Raw genomic sequence first — 19,146 nt, 5'->3', positions numbered from 1 at the left:
TGTTCAAGTTAAAGAATCAATATCGCGCGGAAGTCATTCACATTGGTCAGAGTTGGCCCCGTGGTAAGAAGTACATCGACTTGCTTGAAAAAGTCGTAGCTATTGTTGGCATCGAGGTAGTCTTGCGCCTTAAGCGACAGGCTCGAACCTTGTTGCCATGTTTGTGGGGTAATCCACGCGCCCGCATTGTCTTCCACACCATCAATCCCGTCGGTATCAGCAGCCAATGCAAATATGTTGTCTTGGCCTTTAAGCTCGTTATATAGGCTCAACAAGAACTCACAGTTACGCCCACCGCGACCATTGCCTTTAACGGTTACTGTGGTTTCGCCACCGGAAAGTATCACGCAAGGCGTCTCAAATGGGTGCTTGTGATTGGCCACTTGCTTAGCCAACGCAGCGTGCACCTTCGCAACATCTCGCGCTTCTCCCTCTATGCAATCACTCAACATATAAGCCGGAATGCCTAAGCCTTCAGCTTCTGCTGCAGCGGATTCCAATGCCGACATCGGGGTGGCGATAATATGGTGCTCTGCATTTTTCCAACATACGTCATCTGGCTTAACGGTTTCTGACTCTGGATTATTTAACCATTCAAATGCCGAGCGTGGTGTTTCTATTTGATAACGTTCTAAAATTGCCATCGCATCAAAACGCGTGGTGGTGTCTGGTACGGTTGGGCCAGAGGCAATCACACTAATGTCATCACCCGGTACATCAGAAATCGCCAGTGACACTACCCTTGCAGGATACGCCGCTTTGGCGAGTCGACCGCCTTTTATCGAAGATAGATGTTTACGAACACAATTCATCTCATCAATGGCGGCGCCTGATTTGAGCAGCGCTTTATTGATTTGTTGCTTCTCTGCCAAGCTGATGTCGCCACCGGGCAGACTTAGCAAAGCAGAACCGCCACCCGACAGTAGGCAAATAACCGTGTCGTCGGCACTCAAGCCACTCACTAATTGCAGCATACGTTGGCTCACTTCTAAGCCCATCGCATCTGGCACGGGGTGCGCTGCTTCAATCACCTCAATGTGTTCGCAAGGTGCGGTGTGTTCGTAGCGGGTCACGACTAAGCCTTCAAGATCACGCAGTGCGAGATCTTGTTGTTTCTTTGCCTGCCAAACCGCTTCAAGCTCTGCGGCCATCGACGCGGCTGCTTTTCCTGCTCCTATCACCACAGTACGCCCAGCTTGATTAGCAGAGCGATAAAAAATGTCTTGAGGAAGAAAAGGTTCGATGTGATTTTTAGGTAGCGCCTGATTAACAGCACTTGAGAAAAGGGTTTGCAGAAACTGCTTAGCATCAATGTCCATCAGCCACTCCTTAGTTGACGGAGAAAAAAAGAACCCCGATACAAGGCCAAAGGGTGCCTGCTAAGATCAAGTTGGAAAGGAACAACTTCAACCTCTGCCTCGTATCAGGAACGCGTATAAAAGGAGACGAAACTACGCGATTTATAAACAAACTGTTGGGCTACGAATCGATAGCAGCCCTAATTAATTAACGGATAATCGGTTGATTGATTAACCACTAAACGGACAAACCGTTAACTAGATTAACGAATCGAGTGATCAGAACGTTTCTCAATCGCTTGAATAAGCGCAGAGTGGTCCCAACCTTCACCGCCCATTTCGGCACACTCGCCAAATAGCTCTTGAGCGTTAGCCGTATTCGGTAGTGCGACACCTAATTCTTGTGCGCCCGTTAGCGCCAGATTCAAGTCTTTCTGGTGAAGTGAGATTCTAAAGCCGGGGTCAAAGGTGCCTTCGACCATACGCTCACCGTGCACTTCCAATATCTTAGAGTTAGCAAAGCCACCTAATAGAGCCTGACGTACGCGCGCTGGATCAGCACCAGCTTTCGAAGCAAATACGAGCGCCTCAGACACGGCTTCGATATTCAACGCCACGATGATTTGGTTTGCGACCTTACAGGTTTGGCCTGCACCGTTATCACCCACCAGCGTAATATTCTTACCCATGATTTCGAACAAAGGTCGTGCTTTATCAAAGGCGTCTTGCTCACCGCCCACCATGATAGTCAGCGCCGCATTAATCGCGCCCACTTCACCACCTGATACCGGTGCATCGAGGTATGAAGCACCACCTTCGTTGATTCGAGCTGCAATCGCTTTGGTTGCGATTGGTGAGATTGAACTCATATCGATAACCAGTTTTCCAGCAGCGCCACCGGCGGTAAGGCCTTGCTCGACGCCATTGTCACCAAACAGGACGTCTTCTACTTGAGGGGTATTCGGCACCATTAAGATAATGATATCTGCTGCTTCAGCCGCTTCCGCGGGTGAATGACAGACCGTTGCACCCGCTGCCACAAGATTGGCAGGTGCTGCATTAAAGTGATCCGACAGAATCAAATCGTGACCTGCTTTTTGAAGGTTACTCGCCATAGGTTTACCCATGATGCCAGTTCCGATAAATGCAATTTTAGACATGTTGTTCTCCTTAACGTTTGAGGGTTACCAGACGCAATTAACGGTACTGGTGCAGCCAACCAAGGCCTTCTGTCGTCGTTGTTTTTGGTTTGTATTCGCAGCCAACCCAGCCTTGATAGCCAAGCTCATCAAGATAATTGAGCACGAATGGGTAGTTGATTTCTCCGGTACCCGGTTCGTGTCGGCCTGGATTATCCGCCAGTTGCACGTGTCCGATTTGACCAATGCTCTGTTGCATAGTCGGCGTAAGATCGCCTTCCATAATTTGCATGTGATAAATATCGTATTGGATAGAAAGGTTATCGCTCCCTACCTCTTTGATGATCGCTTTAGCTTGCTCTGTGGTGTTTAAGAAGAAGCCCGGAATATCGCGTGTATTGATCGCTTCTATCACTAAGCTGATGCCTTCTGCTGCTAGCGCGTTCGCCGCGTAATGCAGGTTAATCACAAACGCCGATTGCGCGTCTTGTTGGGTCACACCTTGCGGAACAATCCCCGCCAAGCAATTCACTTGAGTACAACCGAGTGCTTTTGCGTAAGCGATTGCTTTAGGTACACCCGCTTGAAATTCTTCAACTCGTGCTGGGTCGACCGCGATACCACGATCGCCAGCATCCCAATCACCCGCAGGCAGGTTGAATAGCACTTGCTCTAAGTTGTTAGCATCGAGCTTTGCTTTGATTGCCTGAGCATCAAAGGCGTAAGGGAAAAGGTATTCCACACCTTGAAAGCCCGCTTCTGCGGCAGCTTCAAAGCGGTCCATAAAATCAACTTCCGTGAATAACATTGACAAGTTTGCTGCAAATTTTGCCATGACTCTGTCCTTATTCTTTATTTTTGAAAATCTGGTTATTTGTAGTAGAGCCTCGCTCTATTGGAGGCTTTTCCGTAGAGCTAAGCCTCAGCTCTACGGATACACATGACTTAATGATTACTTGTACGCCAGCGCCGTTGGGGCATCGCCGCGGCTTTCGGCAAGTGGCTCAAATTCATTAATAGCATTGATCTCAACGCCCATCGCAATGTTGGTTACTCGCTCAAGAATCAGCTCAACAACAACCGGTACTTTGTGCTTGTTCATCAGCTCTTTTGCTTGCTCAAACGCAGCGGCAATTTGCTCTGGTTCACGAACTCGAATTGCCTTACAACCTAAACCTTCAACAACCGCGACATGGTCAACACCGTAGCCTTCAAGCTCTGGCGCATTCTGGTTATCAAACGCCAGTTGTACACAATAATCGATATCAAATTGGCGCTGCGCTTGGCGAATCAATCCTAGGTATGAGTTGTTCACCAACACATGAATGTATGGCAGGTTGAATTGAGCACCGACCGCCAGTTCTTCGATCATAAATTGGAAATCGTAATCTCCAGAGATAGCAACGATATCGCGATTTGGATCAGCAGCTCGTACGCCTAATGCGGCTGGCGTTGTCCAACCCAATGGGCCAGCTTGACCACAGTTGATCCAGTTACGAGGCTTATAAACATGCAGGAACTGAGCGGCAGCAATTTGCGACAAACCAATGGTGCTCACATAGCAAGTGTCACGGCCAAATGCCTTATTCATCTCTTCATAAACACGCATAGGCTTCATTGGCGCTTCATCGAAATTGGTTTTACGCAGCATGGTCGACTTGCGTTCCTGACACTCGCTTGCCCAAGCATTTCGGTTCGGCAGTTTGCCAGCATCACGCCACTCTTGCGCCACCTCTACCATTAGCTCTAGTGCTGCTTTCGCATCAGAGACAATACCTAAATCTGGACAGAACACGCGACCGATTTGGGTCGGTTCAATATCAACGTGAACAAACTTACGACCTTCGGTGTAAACATCCACAGAGCCAGTGTGACGGTTTGCCCAGCGGTTACCGACACCAAACACAAAATCAGAGTTCAGCATGGTTTCGTTACCGTAACGGTGAGACGTTTGTAGCCCTACCATGCCTGCCATTAATTCATGATCATCTGGGATCGAGCCCCAGCCCATCAAGGTTGGAATCACAGGAACTCCAGTGATCTCGGCAAACTGTTGCAACAATTCAGACGCGCCAGCATTAATCACGCCACCGCCCGATACAATCAGCGGTTTCTCCGATTGAGACATCATGGTTAATGCTTTCTCAACCTGCGCGCGGGTTGCTTGCGGTTTGTAAGGTTCTAGCGGTTCATAGGTATCGATATCAAATTCAATCTCAGCCAGCTGAACATCAATCGGTAGATCAATCAGGATTGGCCCCGGACGACCCGAACGCATTAAATGAAAGGCTTTTTGGAATGCGCGTGGCACTTGTGCAGGTTCCAGCACCGTAGTCGCCCACTTAGTCACTGGTTTAGCGATAGATTCAATGTCGACCGCTTGGAAATCTTCTTTATGAAGACGAGCACGTGGCGCTTGGCCTGTGATGCATAGAATTGGAATCGAATCAGCAGACGCAGAATAAAGACCCGTGATCATGTCCGTTCCCGCAGGACCAGAAGTACCAATACACACACCTATATTGCCTTGATTAGTACGCGTGTACCCTTCAGCCATATGGGATGCACCCTCTACGTGACGAGCTAAGACGTGGTCGATTCCTCCGAGCTTTTTCATAGCCGCATACATAGGGTTTATTGCTGCGCCGGGAACACCAAATGCGATGTCTACACCTTCACGTTTAAGCACCTCTACCGCTGCTTCAATCGCTTTCATAATTGCCATTCGAACCTCCAGTTCAGATTGTATACAATTAAACTAACTTTTGTGTACTATGAACCATCCTCGCTATTTATCAACCCCAGAACGAAACAATTTCGTTACATCAACCCATCGCATTAAGTACGCACTCATCCTGAAAAGCTTACAATTCATTGCTTTACATAAAATATCTTTACGTAAAAATAAATTACAAAAAGATCAAATGATAAATAAATGTTAAATACCGTTTGCTTGTTTACAATTTATACAATATAAATATCCTTAAAAAGAGCATTTTGTATACAAAGTGGCATCGTATTGTTTAAAGGAGACAACAATGATGAATGACGTGAAAGAGAGAAAAGATGTGCTGTGTATGCAGGTACTTGGGAAGATGGACAACTCCGAGTACAAAGAGATCTTGTCTAAAGATGCATTAAAGTTCTTAGAAGCCCTTGTTAATAAGTTTGGAGATCGCCGTCATACCCTGCTAAATGACCGTGACATAAAACAAGCTCAATATGACAACGGTGAGTTACCTAATTTCAGAAAGGACACCATATCCATTCGTCAGAATAAAGAATGGAAAGTGGCAACACCGCCGCCAGAGTTACTGGATCGACGCGTAGAGATCACCGGACCTATCGAAAGAAAAATGGTGATCAACGCGCTAAACTCAGGCGCGAAAGTCTTCATGTGTTGTTTTGAAGATGCGTCTTCCCCGACTTGGGCCAATATGGTCGAAGGGCAAATCAACCTAAGAGACGCCAACCTTGGCACCATTAGCTACTTCGATGAGAAGAAGCAGAAGCGTTACCAATTAAACGACGATCCTGCACTGCTGATCGCACGCCCACGTGGTATTCATTTACCTGAGCAATCCATCCAATTCAACAATCAGCCTATCGGCGGTTGCTTGATGGACTTCGCCTTGTACTTTTTCCATAACTATCAATCACGAGCACAACAAGGTTTAGGGGTTTACTACTACATTCCCAAGCTTGAGAGCATGGAAGAAGCACAGTGGTGGGACGATATTTTCAGCTTCACCGAAAACTATTTCCACGTACCCAAAGGCACCATTCGTGCGACGGTTTTGATTGAGACGCTTCCAGCCGTATTCCAAATGGAAGAGATCTTGTACGCAATGCGTGATCATATCGTGGCAATGAACTGTGGCCGTTGGGATTACATCTTCAGCTACATCAAAACGCTGAAAAACCATAAAGACCGCATCCTGCCTGACCGCCACGGGATCGGCATGGATCAAGAGTTTCTAAATGCCTATAGCCAACTGTTGGTGCGTACTTGTCATGCTCGCGGCGCACTGGCGATGGGTGGTATGTCGGCCTTTATTCCAGCGAAAGATCCGCAAGAAATGGCGCGTGTAACCGCCAAGGTTATCGAAGATAAGCAAAGAGAATCTCAGAACGGACACGACGGCACATGGGTCGCGCACCCTGCACTGGTTGATTTGGCAATGTCGATCTTTGATAAGCACTTAGATGGCAAAGTAAACCAAATGGATTTTCAAAGCCCGGAGCATGTGATCAATGCAGACTCGTTGCTAAAACCTTGTGAAGGCAGCCGCGACGAAGCCGGCGTGCGCAAGAATATCCGTATTGCGCTGTATTACATCGAAGCTTGGATTCAAGGCTACGGCTGTGTACCTATCTACGGCCTTATGGAAGATGCCGCCACCGCAGAGATCTCAAGAGCCAATATTTGGCAATGGATCCACCACGGCGTCACGCTTGATGACGGCCAAACCTTTACCAAATCACTATTCCACTCTTGGCTTTACCAAGAGCTAGACACGATAAAACATGAAGTCGGAGACTCGCGCTATACAGCAGGTCGATTTGAAGAGACAGCTGATCTTTTCTATCAACTTTCTACAGCCAAAGAGTTCGCTGCCTTCCTAACTTTACCCAGCTATGGGCTATTACAAGAGTCCAGTTAGGACTCTTGTACCGAGCTGAATCAGTCGATGATATTCACAACAAGCGTAATGATTGGCTGACTTAGCTTGGTACACGGCCCCTTGAAAAACTAGGAGATAACATGGGAAGTTTGACTCTACAACAAGCGTTAACCATCATTGATGGCACCTTAAAAGCAGGAAACAAGATCCACACAGAACCTTTGACGGTCGCCGTCTTAGACAGCGGTGGCAAGCTGATTTCTCTGCAACGTCAAGACGGCTCTAGCATGATGCGACCAGACATCGCGATTGCTAAAGCGTGGGGAGCACTCGCACTGGGTTGTTCCTCTAGAAAACTCGCCCAAGATGCTGATAATCGACCAGCATTTATCTCCGCCGTAAACGTACTCGCACACGGAAACATGGTGCCAGTGCCAGGGGGCCTACTGATTCGAGATAAGGATAAAACGGTACTTGGTGCGATTGGGGTCAGCGGTGACATCTCAGACATCGACGAAAGTTGCGCCATCAACGGCATTGGTTGTGCAGAACTGTTCAGTGACGAGATGCTGCAAGCTTAACTCGCCAATTCGCTGTACTTGAAATTCTTAAACAAGCACAAAAAAACCGAAGCGATTAAGCTTCGGTTTTTTATTGAATCTAAAGGAAGATCAGAAAAACTACTCGTACGCGCTCAACCATGTTTTCAGAAGTTGGTTGGTGTTCTTCTTCTGACTCGCAGACAATGATTTAACCAGTTTTTTCTGCATTTCGACATGTTCAGTCATCATTTGGTCAATCAGAATAAGACCATCTTTAGTTAACTGGACACTCACGCTGCGTCTGTCTTCTTTGCTGTGTTCACGACTGATCAGCCCTTTGGCTTCTAGCTTATCAAGGCGATTGGTCATCGCGCCAGATGTCAGCATCATGGATCCAATCAGTTCAGATGGCGTCAGTCGGTAAGGCTTCCCAGAACGTCGCAACGTCGCCAGCACATCAAACTCACCCAGCTTCATGTCGTATTTTTTATGAAGCTCGGCAACTTGCGTCTCCATATACTTGGCAATACGCATAATCCGACCCATCATTGCCATAGGCTCAGTTTCTAGTTCGGGCTTTTCCTTTGCCCATTGCTCTACTACGCGGTCGATAGCATCCATTTGCAATCTCGCTCCGTTGTTAGTCTGATTACTTCAAACTAGTTTAACATAAAGATACTTTACAACCACTAGTTCTCAGTATACAGTTCACACAATAGTTATCTTAACGTAAAGATATTTTAAATGAACATATTATTAGCAATGATCCCCGCGTTCTTTTGGGGAACAACCTATGCAGTGACGCAATTTACGCTACAGGAGTGGCCACCATTATTATTGGGTGCTTTGCGTGCGTTACCTGCTGGTTTGTTATTGCTAGCAGTAAAACCAACACTGCCTAAAAAAGGCGAGTGGCAAATCATTTTCACACTGGGCCTTATCAATATCGCGACCTTCTTTGGCTTGATCTTCGTGATGGCGCTAACGCTGCCTTCGGCAATCTCTGGCGTGGGTATGATCTCTGTGCCAGTGTTCGCGATGATCTTCCACTGGGTAGTGAAAAAACAGCGCCCGCATCTGATTCAGGCCCTTTCGGGTATTGGCTTGATCACCTTAGCGTGGATACTGTTTAACCCAAGCCAAATTGCTCTGAACCCAATCGGTTTAGGCGCAATGTTCGCCGCAATAATGTGTATTGTCATCGGCAGCAGCATTACCAAGTCACTGGGTAACCGCATGCACTGGTGGAAGGTATTAACGTGGCAGTTGATTCTGGGTGGTACGATTTTGTCTGTCGCGTCTGGCGTTCATGCATTCATCGACCCGCAGCCTTATGTTAATGCCGTGACTCATTTCGATACTCGTAATGCTATGGGACTCGTGTGGGTGATTGGCCTAAACACAGCGCTGGGTTACGGCATGTATGTGTGGTTGCTACAACGTATGTCGGTGGTTGATTTCACCTTCGGTGGAATCGCAAACCCAGTGGCTGGCATCGTGACAGGCATGGTGTTAATGGGTGAATCATTCACTGCAGTACAATACTCACTAATGACCGGCATGATAGTGATGTCACTGCTACCACAACTTATCCTTGCGGTAAGACAACCCAAACAAGTTAAGCCTGTTACGCAGTAGACGCAGCCTCTTAAACGTATTGCTCAAAAACGCGCCTCATTAAGGGCGCGTTTTTTGTTGCTACGCTAACAGCAATAACCCAACAGCCATACTCGTTGAGTTGACCATTCCTTAAGTTAAATTAAACCTCACAAAGAACAATGACTTTACTTTAACTATCTAAAGCGAATTTATTTTCTATAAAATAATCATACTAGAGATTTAATTTCCACAAAAAACTCAAATTAGAGATAAAAAGACAAAACTTTTCTCCGACTACCTTTCTATACTGTGCCACGTCATTAAGGCGCCACAAGCTTATGATTTAAAATAATTATTAATGAGTAGTCACCATGAATTCGAAGTCTCTAACTATCTTGCTTTTTGTCTCTGTTTGCTTAATTTGGGGAACCACTTGGTTCGCTATGGAAGTAGCATTGCATTCTATCCCACCTATTTTTGCTACTGCGTTACGCTTTTTACTTGCAGCACCTCTGCTTGCGGTATTAGCGAAAGTCTTCAACCAACCACTGCTGTTCCCTAAAGGTAAGCGCCAATGGCTGCTTATTGTTGCGCTGATGTATTTCGCGATTCCGTTTACGTTGATGATCTATGGCGAGCAATACATCTCTTCAGGTTTAGCGTCGATCATCTTCGCCAACATGCCTGTGGTTGTGATGCTGATGTCTGGCTTATTCTTAGGTCTACGACTGGCGAAGCACCAGATATTCGGGTTGATTACTGCTGTTGTGAGCCTATGTCTAATCCTTGGTAATGAAATGCAGATGGGTGGCGATGACTACCTAATTGGCACGGTTTGCTTAGGCCTTGCTGTTGCGATTCACGCAGTGATGTATGTGCTGGTTCAAAAGCACTGCAAAGGCATTGAAGTACTAACCTACAACGCCGTACCGAGCCTAATTGCAGCTCTATTCTTGTTCGCTGTTTCAGCTATAGGTGAAAACGTGAATATTGAATCTTTCACTTGGGATTCAATCTCTGCTGTGGTTTACCTAGGCTTTGTGGCGAGTGTTGGCGGCATTGTTGCTTACTTTAAATTAGGTCAGGTTTCGACACCTTTCCAAGCATCTATCTGCTTCCTAATCTTCCCAGTGGTTGCGCTGCTGATCTCTTGCTACATCAATGGTGAGGTTCTATCTGAACAGTCACTTGTAATGATGATTCCTCTACTTTGCGGCATCTTACTGACCAAAGCACCAAAGGGAATCTTCAAGCTGCGTACCGAATTAAAAACCGTAAGAAACTGATCCGCGTGAAACCTATTTTGCGGATTAGATATACATATCCCACATAAACAAAAAGCTCCAATATCACTATTGGAGCTTTTTGCTTATTTCATAATATCGAGACCAACATTAGCGCCAGCTAAACATTCGCACTTCGTTGCCCTCTTCAGGTTTCTTCGGAATGTTTAAAGATAGCGCTAGAGAAACCACGGCCATCACTGCACCAATATAGAAAACCGTTGCAGGAGAAGACAACCAAATCACACCAAACACCACTGGAATAACGACCGCTGCAATATGATTGATGGTGAAAGAGACACCAGCGGTTGATGCCATGTCAGCCGGATCTGCAATTTTCTGAAAGTAAGTTTTGATCGCTAGTGCCAATGCAAAGAACAAATGATCGACCACGTAAAGTGCTGCCGCCCACTCTGCGTTTTGCACTAAGCCATAACCGACAAATACACCAATCAAACCGACATACTCGAAAATCAGCGCCTTACGCTCACCCACCACACCAATAAATCGACCAATACGTTTTGCGAACAAGAAGTTAAATAGGTAGTTGATTAAGAACAATAGCGTTATGTCAGCTGCCGAGTAACCGAATTTCTCTACCATCAGAAAGCCTGCAAACACGGTGAAGATTTGTCTTCTTGCACCACTCATAAACGTTAGTGCGTAGTAGAGCCAGTAACGCTTTCTCAATACCAGTTTCTTATTTTGTTGGGTCTTAGTCTGAAATTCAGGGAAACCAAAGGTCATCACCAAAACTAAAACAAAACCAATTCCGCCAGTGATGCCATACACCCAAGCAAAGTCGAGTTTGAGTTGCTCTAACATCACCCAAATAGAGCCATAAGTGATTAAAGATGCCAACGCGCCAACGGAGATCATCTTACCTAGCATCTCTGGCGCTTCTTCTTTACTCAACCATTGCAGTGACAAAGACTGCTTCAGCGTTTCAAAATAGTGAAAGCCCGTCGACATTAAAATGGTAGTCAGCAACAATCCAGTGAGTGAGGGGAACAGACCCGTAATCGCGGTGCCTACAGTGAGCATCGCCAGCGATATCAACATGAAGCGTTGCTCACGAATGAATGCCAACACAAACACTACGGTAAACGCTAAGAAACCCGGGATCTCACGCACACTTTGCAGCAAGCCAATATCCGCACCATCAAAGTTCGCCTTCTCAATCACGAAGTTATTAAGTAAAGCCATCCAGCTCGAAAACGCGATCGGTACAACAATCGAAATCAGTAATAAAAAGTTTTGCGGCGTTTTCCAGCTCGCGGTTCTATCGAACATTGACGGACTCCTGTTCGTCTAATTGAGTGAGCACTCGTAAGGTCAACTGCTCAGTATAAGGGTTAATCTTCCAATGCTCTGGGCTCCAGCCTTTTACGAAACGTTGGAAATCGGCCCACGCCACGTAAAACATTGGTCGCCATGCTGCTTCTACCTCATCAAATGAAAGGTGTGGCTGATAGTACGCCAATGCCTCTTTCAAGTAGTGGAAGTAAGCATCTAGTACTTCTGATTCAAGCTCTGCGCAATCTTGTGGCCTAATCGCGCTGCTCATGAACAAGGCGACGTCTTTCATCGCACAGCCGTAACCCACATATTGGAAATCGACCGCAGCTGCTCGCTCGCTTTCAGAATCAAAACAAAAATTGGCGAGCTTGGCATCGCCATGTACCAAGGTTTGATATGGACATTCTTTTAGTAAACGGTCGATGTGCTTGGCTTGGTTCTTCAATGGTAAATCAGCCAAGGCATTGAGCTCATCAGGACGTGTATCTAGATGCCAATAAGTACCGACTTGCCACAATGATGACAACTGCTCTTGATTGATATTGATGTGCTTTACGTGAAAGTTAGCGAGCCATTTAAGGCAAGCATTACGTTGTTTTTTCTCTTCTCGTGTGTAACTAGGTGCCTGATAGTCAGAAGCTGCAAGTACATCAAACTGAGAGGTTAACGGAAAACCTATATCCGCTAAGTCTTGCATCACTATCAGCCACTCATTCTCTTCTAGTTCACATTGCAGCCCAACAGGCACAGGGCAACGCTCATCCCATTGCTGAGTGAACGACTGATACCAAGCCGTCTCAACTTGGTAAGAGTGCACCTTTCGCTGATGAGATAATTTGGTGTTCCAACCTTTGGGGTGTTCGGCTTTATCTGGCAGTGCGACATGTTTAACAATCACACTCTTGAGTTCCGCACTGCTTTCTTGAGAAAAGACTAAGCGAACTAACTCGCCATATCCACCCCATAGGCGTTGAATCACTTGGACATCAAACCCTTCATGACAACCCAGCGAGGTCGCTATTTTTTGATAAAGCTCATTTTGATAAAACTCTTGTTGATAAAGCTCTGGCTGATTTTGACTTGAACCCGCTTCAGGTTGAGCTCGATTATTCGACGATATTGATTGAGACATATTACTCGTTGTTATGCTTTATCGGATAGAAGGTGTGACCACTGTGGCTGCCTATTCATGTAGTGAACCACATAGCTACAAACCGGCACAATTTTGAAGCCCGCTTGTTCAATTTCAGGCAATACCGACTCCATCATCACCTTCCCAAAGCCCTTGCCTTGCAGTTCATCAGGAATGCGTGTCGACGTGATATGTAGTACATCTCCGTCCTTTTGATACTTAACGACCGCGAACTGGTTGGGTTCTAACTCTACCGTGATCTGGTTCACTTCTTGATCCCATTTTACTGCCTGCATTCTCAACTCCTGCAAATAATTGATACGACAAACAATAAAAGTTTGAAGTATGAGTTCCTTGTAATAGACTAGCGCAAGTGCATATAAATAAAACTAAGTACTTACAATCAAAGAAAATATTATTATAGCGTGTGGTTATAAATAAAATTCAAACCAATTAAAAGCACTCTATAAATTGCGTTAGTACACCTACTAAATCTAGCACGTAATAACCCCTTATTAGCAAGTTACCAGTATAACTAACAGACGCATGTTGGCGCATGGAGAACATATAATGAACGCACCCCTGAAGAAGCCTTTGGAGCATAATCAGGCACTTCAAGACCCTCGTAATCGCACCGTTTCCACTATCAATAGCACTGATGCACTGGCCATGATTGAGCACGGCAGTGAGCTGACATTAAATGTCTCGACTCCCGTTGGCACGAAGTTTCTCGCCACCACCAAGTTTATCGGAACGCACAGTGATAACTGTATTGTGGTTGAGGTTCCCGAGGTATCCAATGAAGATCTGAACTTTTTCTTTCAAGAAGGTTTTTGGATGACCGCTCGTGCGTATTCTCTACGAGGTGAAGGCGCGCTTATCCACTTTAGAAGCCAAATTCACCATAAGATTGGTGAACCCTTCCCTATTCTAGTGCTGTCTACACCAAGCACGATGCAAGTGACACAGCTACGTAAAGAAACACGCTATGAAGTGAATCTGGCTTCAAGAATCATCTTCAACGACCAGCGAGCAAACTGTGAGATAAGAGACTTATCGAAAAGTGGTTGTCGTTTCGTTACCTCACCAACCTCTCGTGCGATTCAGATTGCCGATCGCGTGTCTATTGAGATAACCCCTGAGAACTACAACGGACCACTGATTCCGCCATTGCGAGGCATCGTCTGCAATCTGCAAAAATCGACGCACTACGCTCGATACGGTGTCGAATTTGATGATATTGGCCGAGCCAACGCTAAGCACTTGTTGGCAAAATTAAAGTTCGATGGCACCAAGCTCTGCTTACGAAACGGTTAACGCCTTTTAAGACGCTACTTTCTCCGAATACCGTAAGCTAACCAAAAACAAATGGCTCCTAGCGAGCCAAACCTCAACCAATAAAAAAGCCATCGACTCTAAACGATGGCTTTTGCGTTTTGGCTGCTATTTATTTGTTTAGCTATTAAACTTTGTATTTAGCTATTTACGCAGTGCGTTCAGTTTCGCTTGAGCGATACCAAAAATAGTATCAATTGGGTAGCTACCCTCATCACTTGCCTCACCTGCAGCTTTGCCTGTGAACAGCTCAATCGCTTCTGTTACATGGTCAATCGCCCAGATATTAAACTCGCCCTTTTCAACCGCTTTCACGATATCACTGCGTAGCATCAGGTTATGAACATTCGAACGTGGGATTATCACCCCTTGTTCGTTTGAACGTCCTTTGATTTCACACACATCAAAGAAGCCTTCAATTTTCTCGTTCACACCACCTATTGGCTGAGACTCACCGAACTGATTCATCGAGCCGGTAATCGCAATATCTTGGCGGTTTGGCTGCTTAGAAAATGCAGACACCACCGCACAGAACTCAGCCATACTGGCACTGTCACCATCGACGCCACCATAAGATTGTTCGAAGGTAATATTGGTGGTGAGCGGTACTTTCGCTGTCTTACCAAATACCGAAGAAAGATAAGCCGACAAGATCATCACGCCTTTCGAGTGAATACTGCCGCCTAGGTCTACGTTTCTTTCAATATCAATCACTTCACCATCACCGTAAGCGGTGGTTGCCGTGATTCGGTTCGGCGCACCAAACATATGATCCGTCGTGCTAAGTACAGAAAGCGCATTCACTTGCCCAACCGCCTGACCATCGACATGAATCAGCGTTGTGCCATTAGTAAAGGTTTCCATCACACTGTCTTGCAGTCGTCCAACACGCATCTGTTGGTTAGATAACGCTTGGTCGACGTGCGTTGCACGAATCAGGTTCGATTTTGAGCCTCTCGCCACGTAGTTTGACTCACGAAGCAGATTGGCAATGTGTGCCGAGTGCAGAGACAATTTACCTTGGTCACCCGCCTGACGAGAACTGTGCTCAATGATGCGAGCAATCGCTTTGCGGTCACAATGCAACATGTTGTTGTCATGTACGATGCTCGAAATAAAGCGCGCGTAATGCATTTCAGAATCGGGAGTGCGCTTCATCTCATCTTCAAAATCGGCTGTCACACGGAACAGTTCACCAAACTCCGCATCGTAATGTTGCAGCAGTTGGTAAGTTCGGTAATCACCAAACAGAATGATCTTAACGTCCAATGGAATCGGTTCAGGATCAAGCGATACCGCCCCAGTTAAGGTCACCTCTTTTTCTAATGAAGTGAAACTCAATTGACGTGAACGCAGCGCTCGCTTCAAGCCTTCCCAAACGTACGGCTGCTCAAGCACCTTGACCGCATCCATCAACAATACGCCGCCGTTTGCTCTGTGCAAGCTACCTGCGCGAATCAAGGAGAAATCGGTAAATACGGTACCTTTAAAAGTCGCTGTTTCCACATGGCCAAACAGAGAGTGGTAATTTGGGTTTTCCTCTACCACGATCGGCATCGCCTCCTCCTTCTGGCTAACAATCACATTAACCTTGTAGCGACGCGGCATTTTCTTATCCAAAGAGGCCGTTGCAACTTCTGCTTGCTCTGTGCTCTCTTCTAGAAAAATATCTGCGTTATCAACGATATCCTTACGCAATGCTGTGAGGTATTTCTTGATCTCTGGATATTGACTATAATCCTGCTTCAACTGCTTGATAAAGTGAGTAATCACATCTCGTGCTGTGTCATCATTCAGCTTTTGAATTTTCTCAGTGTACGTCTCTTCAAGTTCCGTTAATTCACGAGAAATGGTTCGCAGCCCGACTTCCAACCCATCAATGGTTTTATCAAATTGATCTTGTTCTTCCGGCGAAAGCAGATCAAAGCTCTCTTCGGTATGAAGATCATCGCCATTCATTGCCACAAATTGGTAATCACCCTGAGTGGTGATCGTCAGGTTAATGCCCTTGTCTTTCGCTTCTTGGCTAATGCTTTCTAACGCGGCTTGCTGCTTAGCTGCTAATTGGTTTTTAAGCCTGTCAGCACGGCTAAAGTACATCTCGTTATCAAATGCTAGAGGCATACCTTTCAGCAATTTACGCATCAGCTTTTCAATGTCTTGCTTTAAGCTGCTGCCAACGCCACGAGGCAATTTCAGTACCTTAGGTGTACGAATATCTTCAAAGTTCGCGATATAACACCAATCAAAAAGCTCCTGAACCTCTTGAGGGTGTCGGTTTAGATAGCGCAAGATCATGGTGCGTTTACCCAGACCATTTCGCCCTATCGCATAAATGTTGTAACCCTTTTCCTTGATTGACATCGCGAACTCAACGGCCTTTTGAGCACGTTCTTGCCCGACGATCTCGTCAATTGGAGCCAGTTCTTTGGTCGACTTACATGGTAACTTCTCGAGTTCTGCTACCTGATACAGCTGTTCTGTATTGAGTCTTTGCATCGCCATCGCCGCCTCCTTAGTCCTTCATTACTTAGGTGTAGATAAAATCAGTGTAGATGTAATTTCCTACAAATTTAGTGACTTACGCTACACAGCTGTTCAACTGAACAAATAACACACAATTTAAGCCATTTTTAGGAATAGCCCGTCATTTAATTCATCAACTTAACATGTGAATGATTTTAATTTGCAATTGATAATAAATATCATTAACATTTTCAGATATTATGAATTGAGGATGTGGATATGGAAATTGAACGATGTTGGATGCACTACCTAAAAGCTGAACAGTTAATGGAACAAGGTCACTGGCCTGAAGCACAGCGCCTGTATGGTGATGTTCTAACATCACTTCCTCATCACATACAAGATGCAGCATACCAAAGCGATATCAAGCCTTGCCAATTTGCCTGCCTGCTTGCCGGGTTGAGAGATGCGAGTGTTGCTCAATCTGAGATTCTCAACCGTTTAGGGCAGCACCAACAAGCCTTCGATACCTTGAATCAATCTTACGCTCTGATGCAATTTATCTCTCTGGAGAACACTGAGCTGATTCAACGTACCTTGGGGTTATTGGAAAAGCAGAGCGAAGGTTTGCTCAATCACCTGATCGCTTTTTGCAGCGCTCAGCGCAGTTCGCATTGGATGCTCGAACTAGAACAAATTCAACGTGCTCATCACCATTTTGGGCAACTTAAAACAACGTCAGAAGTTCAATCTTCACCTAATGTCTTAAATTGATAAGGATATATCATGTCGGACCGGGCTCTTCTTAAAGTCAATAACCTCTCCGTTAGCTTCAAAACCAACGATGGAATCGTTGATGCGGTGAAAAAGGTTAACTTTACCCTTAAATCCAGCGAAACCTTGGCCATTGTTGGTGAATCAGGTTCTGGTAAATCTGTCTCTTCCAACGCACTCATGCGTTTGCTCCCTGATAACGCCATCATTGATGCTCAATCTGAAATAGAATTTGAGGGGCAATCAATACTTGGCAAGACTGAACGAGAAATGCAGTCGATTCGTGGCGACAGAATCGGCATGATCTTCCAGGAACCGATGACCTCTCTCAACCCATACCTGCGCGTAGGCACACAAGTGGCTGAAGCCATTATGTGTCACCGCAATGTATCGAAATCAAAAGCAAAACAGCGTGTGCTAGAGCTCTTCAATCTTGTGCATTTACCAATGCCAGAGCAGGCTTACAACAAGTATCCGCATGAGTTTTCAGGTGGTCAATTACAGCGCATCATGATTGCGATGGCTTTGATCAACGAGCCCGATATTTTGATTGCCGACGAACCTACCACCGCATTGGATGTGACCGTACAAGCGGAAGTGCTTTCTCTTATCAAAGAAATCCAAAACAAAATGGGCATGGCAATTTTGTTCATCACCCATGACCTTGGCGTAGTAAAACACTTTGCCGACCGTGTTCTGGTGATGTGCAAAGGTGAGCTAGTTGAAGAAGGGATGACTCAAGCCTTATTCGAGAATCCAAGACACGATTACACACGCATGCTAATTAACTCGATTCCTAAAGGCGCTAAGGTTCCTGTTGAGGCGTCAGCCCCAGAGCTATTGTGTGCTGACGACATCCGAGTTCAGTTCTTGGTGAAATCACACTTTATCAAGAGTAAAAGCCAGTACTTCGAAGCCGTAAAAGGCATTTCGTTGAATCTTAAGCAAGGCGAAACGCTAGGCATTGTTGGTGAATCTGGTTCAGGTAAATCAACCCTTGGACGTGCATTAATCGGCTTGCTGCCGAGTACCGGACGTATTGTTTACAAAGGCCAAGACGTTAGCTTATTAAATGATAAAGAGCGTCACAAGCTCAAGAAAGATGTCCAAATGGTGTTCCAAGATCCTTATGGTTCTTTATCACCACGCATGACAGTTGGGGAAATCATCACCGAAGGCTTAACGGTGCATCAACCTCATCTATCCAAGCAAGAACGTTTAGAAAGAGCGCGCAAAGCATTGATTGAAGTTCGCTTAGAGCCGAATTCAATAAACCGTTATCCACATGAGTTCTCTGGCGGGCAAAGACAACGTATCGCGATTGCTCGCGCACTGATTCTAGAGCCCTCTTTCATTTTGCTGGATGAACCGACTTCAGCACTCGATCGCTCAGTACAACTGACCGTGATTGACCTGCTGAAAGACATTCAAGCCAAGCACAATATCGGCTTCCTGTTCATCAGCCACGATCTCTCGGTAGTGAAAGCACTGTCGGATCGCGTACTGGTGATGCAGAAGGGCGAAGTAATGGAAGAAGGGTCTGCAGAAGAGATTTTCAATGCGCCGAAAAACAACTACACCAAGAAATTAATCGCTGCGTCATTCGACTTAGAAGATAAATCGAAAAAAAATGCCGCATAAAGGGAACTAATCA

General features: G+C 45.8%; 16 protein-coding genes. 7 read left to right on the top strand and 9 right to left on the bottom strand.

Annotated elements, in window-relative coordinates:
• Positions 1-8: 8 nt before the first annotated feature.
• From AB4558_RS08275 to gcl, 4 genes are all read right to left on the bottom strand, one after another.
• Positions 9-1,319, bottom strand: coding sequence for a glycerate kinase (locus AB4558_RS08275; protein ID WP_372158567.1), 1,311 nt, complete (start codon positions 1,317-1,319; stop codon positions 9-11).
• 242 nt (positions 1,320-1,561) lie between these two features.
• Positions 1,562-2,458 (bottom strand): 2-hydroxy-3-oxopropionate reductase, encoded by an 897-nt coding sequence (locus tag AB4558_RS08270; protein WP_102332261.1) that lies wholly within the window; start codon positions 2,456-2,458, stop codon positions 1,562-1,564.
• Between the two features lie 37 nt (positions 2,459-2,495).
• Positions 2,496-3,272: a hydroxypyruvate isomerase gene (hyi, locus tag AB4558_RS08265; protein ID WP_108122727.1), complete on the bottom strand. Its 777-nt coding sequence runs from the start codon at positions 3,270-3,272 to the stop codon at positions 2,496-2,498.
• A gap of 117 nt (positions 3,273-3,389) precedes the next feature.
• Positions 3,390-5,162, bottom strand: coding sequence for a glyoxylate carboligase (gcl, locus tag AB4558_RS08260; RefSeq protein ID WP_017111422.1), 1,773 nt, complete (start codon positions 5,160-5,162; stop codon positions 3,390-3,392).
• 313 nt (positions 5,163-5,475) lie between these two features.
• On the opposite strand from gcl, the gene aceB reads away from it, so the two are divergent.
• Positions 5,476-7,101 (top strand): malate synthase A, encoded by a 1,626-nt coding sequence (gene aceB / locus AB4558_RS08255; protein WP_372158563.1) that lies wholly within the window; start codon positions 5,476-5,478, stop codon positions 7,099-7,101.
• Between the two features lie 101 nt (positions 7,102-7,202).
• Positions 7,203-7,643 carry a heme-binding protein gene (locus AB4558_RS08250; protein ID WP_008220964.1) on the top strand — a complete coding sequence of 147 codons (441 nt, stop codon included), beginning with the start codon at positions 7,203-7,205 and terminating at the stop codon, positions 7,641-7,643.
• Positions 7,644-7,742: 99 nt separating this feature from the next.
• On the opposite strand, the gene AB4558_RS08245 is transcribed toward AB4558_RS08250, so the two are convergent.
• Positions 7,743-8,225 (bottom strand): MarR family winged helix-turn-helix transcriptional regulator, encoded by a 483-nt coding sequence (locus AB4558_RS08245; protein ID WP_017054932.1) that lies wholly within the window; start codon positions 8,223-8,225, stop codon positions 7,743-7,745.
• Between the two features lie 123 nt (positions 8,226-8,348).
• Between AB4558_RS08245 and AB4558_RS08240 the strand changes: the two genes are divergently transcribed.
• Positions 8,349-9,242 carry a DMT family transporter gene (locus tag AB4558_RS08240; RefSeq protein ID WP_017065021.1) on the top strand — a complete coding sequence of 298 codons (894 nt, stop codon included), beginning with the start codon at positions 8,349-8,351 and terminating at the stop codon, positions 9,240-9,242.
• A 332-nt stretch (positions 9,243-9,574) separates the two neighbouring features.
• Positions 9,575-10,489 (top strand): DMT family transporter, encoded by a 915-nt coding sequence (locus AB4558_RS08235; RefSeq protein WP_372158560.1) that lies wholly within the window; start codon positions 9,575-9,577, stop codon positions 10,487-10,489.
• 108 nt (positions 10,490-10,597) lie between these two features.
• Here AB4558_RS08235 and AB4558_RS08230 read toward each other — a convergent pair whose 3' ends face one another.
• Genes AB4558_RS08230 through AB4558_RS08220 form a run of 3 tightly spaced genes read right to left on the bottom strand, consistent with a single transcriptional unit; the run spans position 10,598 to position 13,213 of the window.
• A complete protein-coding gene (locus AB4558_RS08230) occupies positions 10,598-11,779 on the bottom strand; it encodes an MFS transporter (protein WP_010432674.1) in 1,182 nt (393 codons plus the stop codon).
• Entirely contained in the window at positions 11,769-12,917 is a 1,149-nt protein-coding gene (locus tag AB4558_RS08225) for a phosphotransferase (RefSeq protein WP_372158557.1), read from the bottom strand. The genes AB4558_RS08230 and AB4558_RS08225 overlap by 11 nt, the downstream gene beginning before the upstream one ends.
• 11 nt (positions 12,918-12,928) lie before the next feature.
• Positions 12,929-13,213: a GNAT family N-acetyltransferase gene (locus tag AB4558_RS08220; RefSeq protein WP_004732803.1), complete on the bottom strand. Its 285-nt coding sequence runs from the start codon at positions 13,211-13,213 to the stop codon at positions 12,929-12,931.
• 274 nt (positions 13,214-13,487) lie between these two features.
• On the opposite strand from AB4558_RS08220, the gene AB4558_RS08215 reads away from it, so the two are divergent.
• Positions 13,488-14,234, top strand: a complete 747-nt coding sequence (locus AB4558_RS08215) for a flagellar brake protein (protein ID WP_017065025.1) — start codon at positions 13,488-13,490, stop codon at positions 14,232-14,234.
• 162 nt (positions 14,235-14,396) lie between these two features.
• Here AB4558_RS08215 and AB4558_RS08210 read toward each other — a convergent pair whose 3' ends face one another.
• Complete coding sequence (locus tag AB4558_RS08210; protein ID WP_102433284.1) at positions 14,397-16,757, bottom strand: Lon protease family protein; 2,361 nt, start codon at positions 16,755-16,757, stop codon at positions 14,397-14,399.
• A 240-nt stretch (positions 16,758-16,997) separates the two neighbouring features.
• On the opposite strand from AB4558_RS08210, the gene AB4558_RS08205 reads away from it, so the two are divergent.
• Positions 16,998-17,492 carry a hypothetical protein gene (locus AB4558_RS08205; RefSeq protein WP_372158554.1) on the top strand — a complete coding sequence of 165 codons (495 nt, stop codon included), beginning with the start codon at positions 16,998-17,000 and terminating at the stop codon, positions 17,490-17,492.
• A 12-nt stretch (positions 17,493-17,504) separates the two neighbouring features.
• Positions 17,505-19,133 carry an ABC transporter ATP-binding protein gene (locus AB4558_RS08200; RefSeq protein WP_372158551.1) on the top strand — a complete coding sequence of 543 codons (1,629 nt, stop codon included), beginning with the start codon at positions 17,505-17,507 and terminating at the stop codon, positions 19,131-19,133.
• Positions 19,134-19,146 lie beyond the last annotated feature (13 nt).

The sequence above is a fragment of the Vibrio sp. 10N.222.51.C5 genome (assembly GCF_041474575.1).
GTDB classification, from domain to species: Bacteria; Pseudomonadota; Gammaproteobacteria; order Enterobacterales; family Vibrionaceae; genus Vibrio; species Vibrio crassostreae_C.
The sequence above is the reverse complement of the archived record's forward strand: the minus strand, read 5'-3'. Positions and strand labels throughout refer to the sequence as shown.

Bases quoted from the DNA above. Each gene is read 5' to 3' on its own strand.
- AB4558_RS08225 (WP_372158557.1), bottom strand. From the start codon at position 12,917: ATGTCTCAATCAATATCGTCGAATAATCGAGCTCAACCTGAAGCGGGT.
- AB4558_RS08245 (WP_017054932.1), bottom strand. From the start codon at position 8,225: ATGGATGCTATCGACCGCGTAGTAGAGCAATGGGCAAAGGAAAAGCCC.
- AB4558_RS08270 (WP_102332261.1), bottom strand. From the start codon at position 2,458: ATGTCTAAAATTGCATTTATCGGAACTGGCATCATGGGTAAACCTATG.
- gcl (WP_017111422.1), bottom strand. From the start codon at position 5,162: ATGGCAATTATGAAAGCGATTGAAGCAGCGGTAGAGGTGCTTAAACGT.
- AB4558_RS08205 (WP_372158554.1), top strand. From the start codon at position 16,998: ATGGAAATTGAACGATGTTGGATGCACTACCTAAAAGCTGAACAGTTA.
- AB4558_RS08275 (WP_372158567.1), bottom strand. From the start codon at position 1,319: ATGGACATTGATGCTAAGCAGTTTCTGCAAACCCTTTTCTCAAGTGCT.
- AB4558_RS08210 (WP_102433284.1), bottom strand. From the start codon at position 16,757: ATGGCGATGCAAAGACTCAATACAGAACAGCTGTATCAGGTAGCAGAA.
- AB4558_RS08235 (WP_372158560.1), top strand. From the start codon at position 9,575: ATGAATTCGAAGTCTCTAACTATCTTGCTTTTTGTCTCTGTTTGCTTA.
- hyi (WP_108122727.1), bottom strand. From the start codon at position 3,272: ATGGCAAAATTTGCAGCAAACTTGTCAATGTTATTCACGGAAGTTGAT.
- AB4558_RS08240 (WP_017065021.1), top strand. From the start codon at position 8,349: ATGAACATATTATTAGCAATGATCCCCGCGTTCTTTTGGGGAACAACC.
- AB4558_RS08220 (WP_004732803.1), bottom strand. From the start codon at position 13,213: ATGCAGGCAGTAAAATGGGATCAAGAAGTGAACCAGATCACGGTAGAG.
- AB4558_RS08230 (WP_010432674.1), bottom strand. From the start codon at position 11,779: ATGTTCGATAGAACCGCGAGCTGGAAAACGCCGCAAAACTTTTTATTA.
- AB4558_RS08250 (WP_008220964.1), top strand. From the start codon at position 7,203: ATGGGAAGTTTGACTCTACAACAAGCGTTAACCATCATTGATGGCACC.
- AB4558_RS08215 (WP_017065025.1), top strand. From the start codon at position 13,488: ATGAACGCACCCCTGAAGAAGCCTTTGGAGCATAATCAGGCACTTCAA.
- aceB (WP_372158563.1), top strand. From the start codon at position 5,476: ATGATGAATGACGTGAAAGAGAGAAAAGATGTGCTGTGTATGCAGGTA.
- AB4558_RS08200 (WP_372158551.1), top strand. From the start codon at position 17,505: ATGTCGGACCGGGCTCTTCTTAAAGTCAATAACCTCTCCGTTAGCTTC.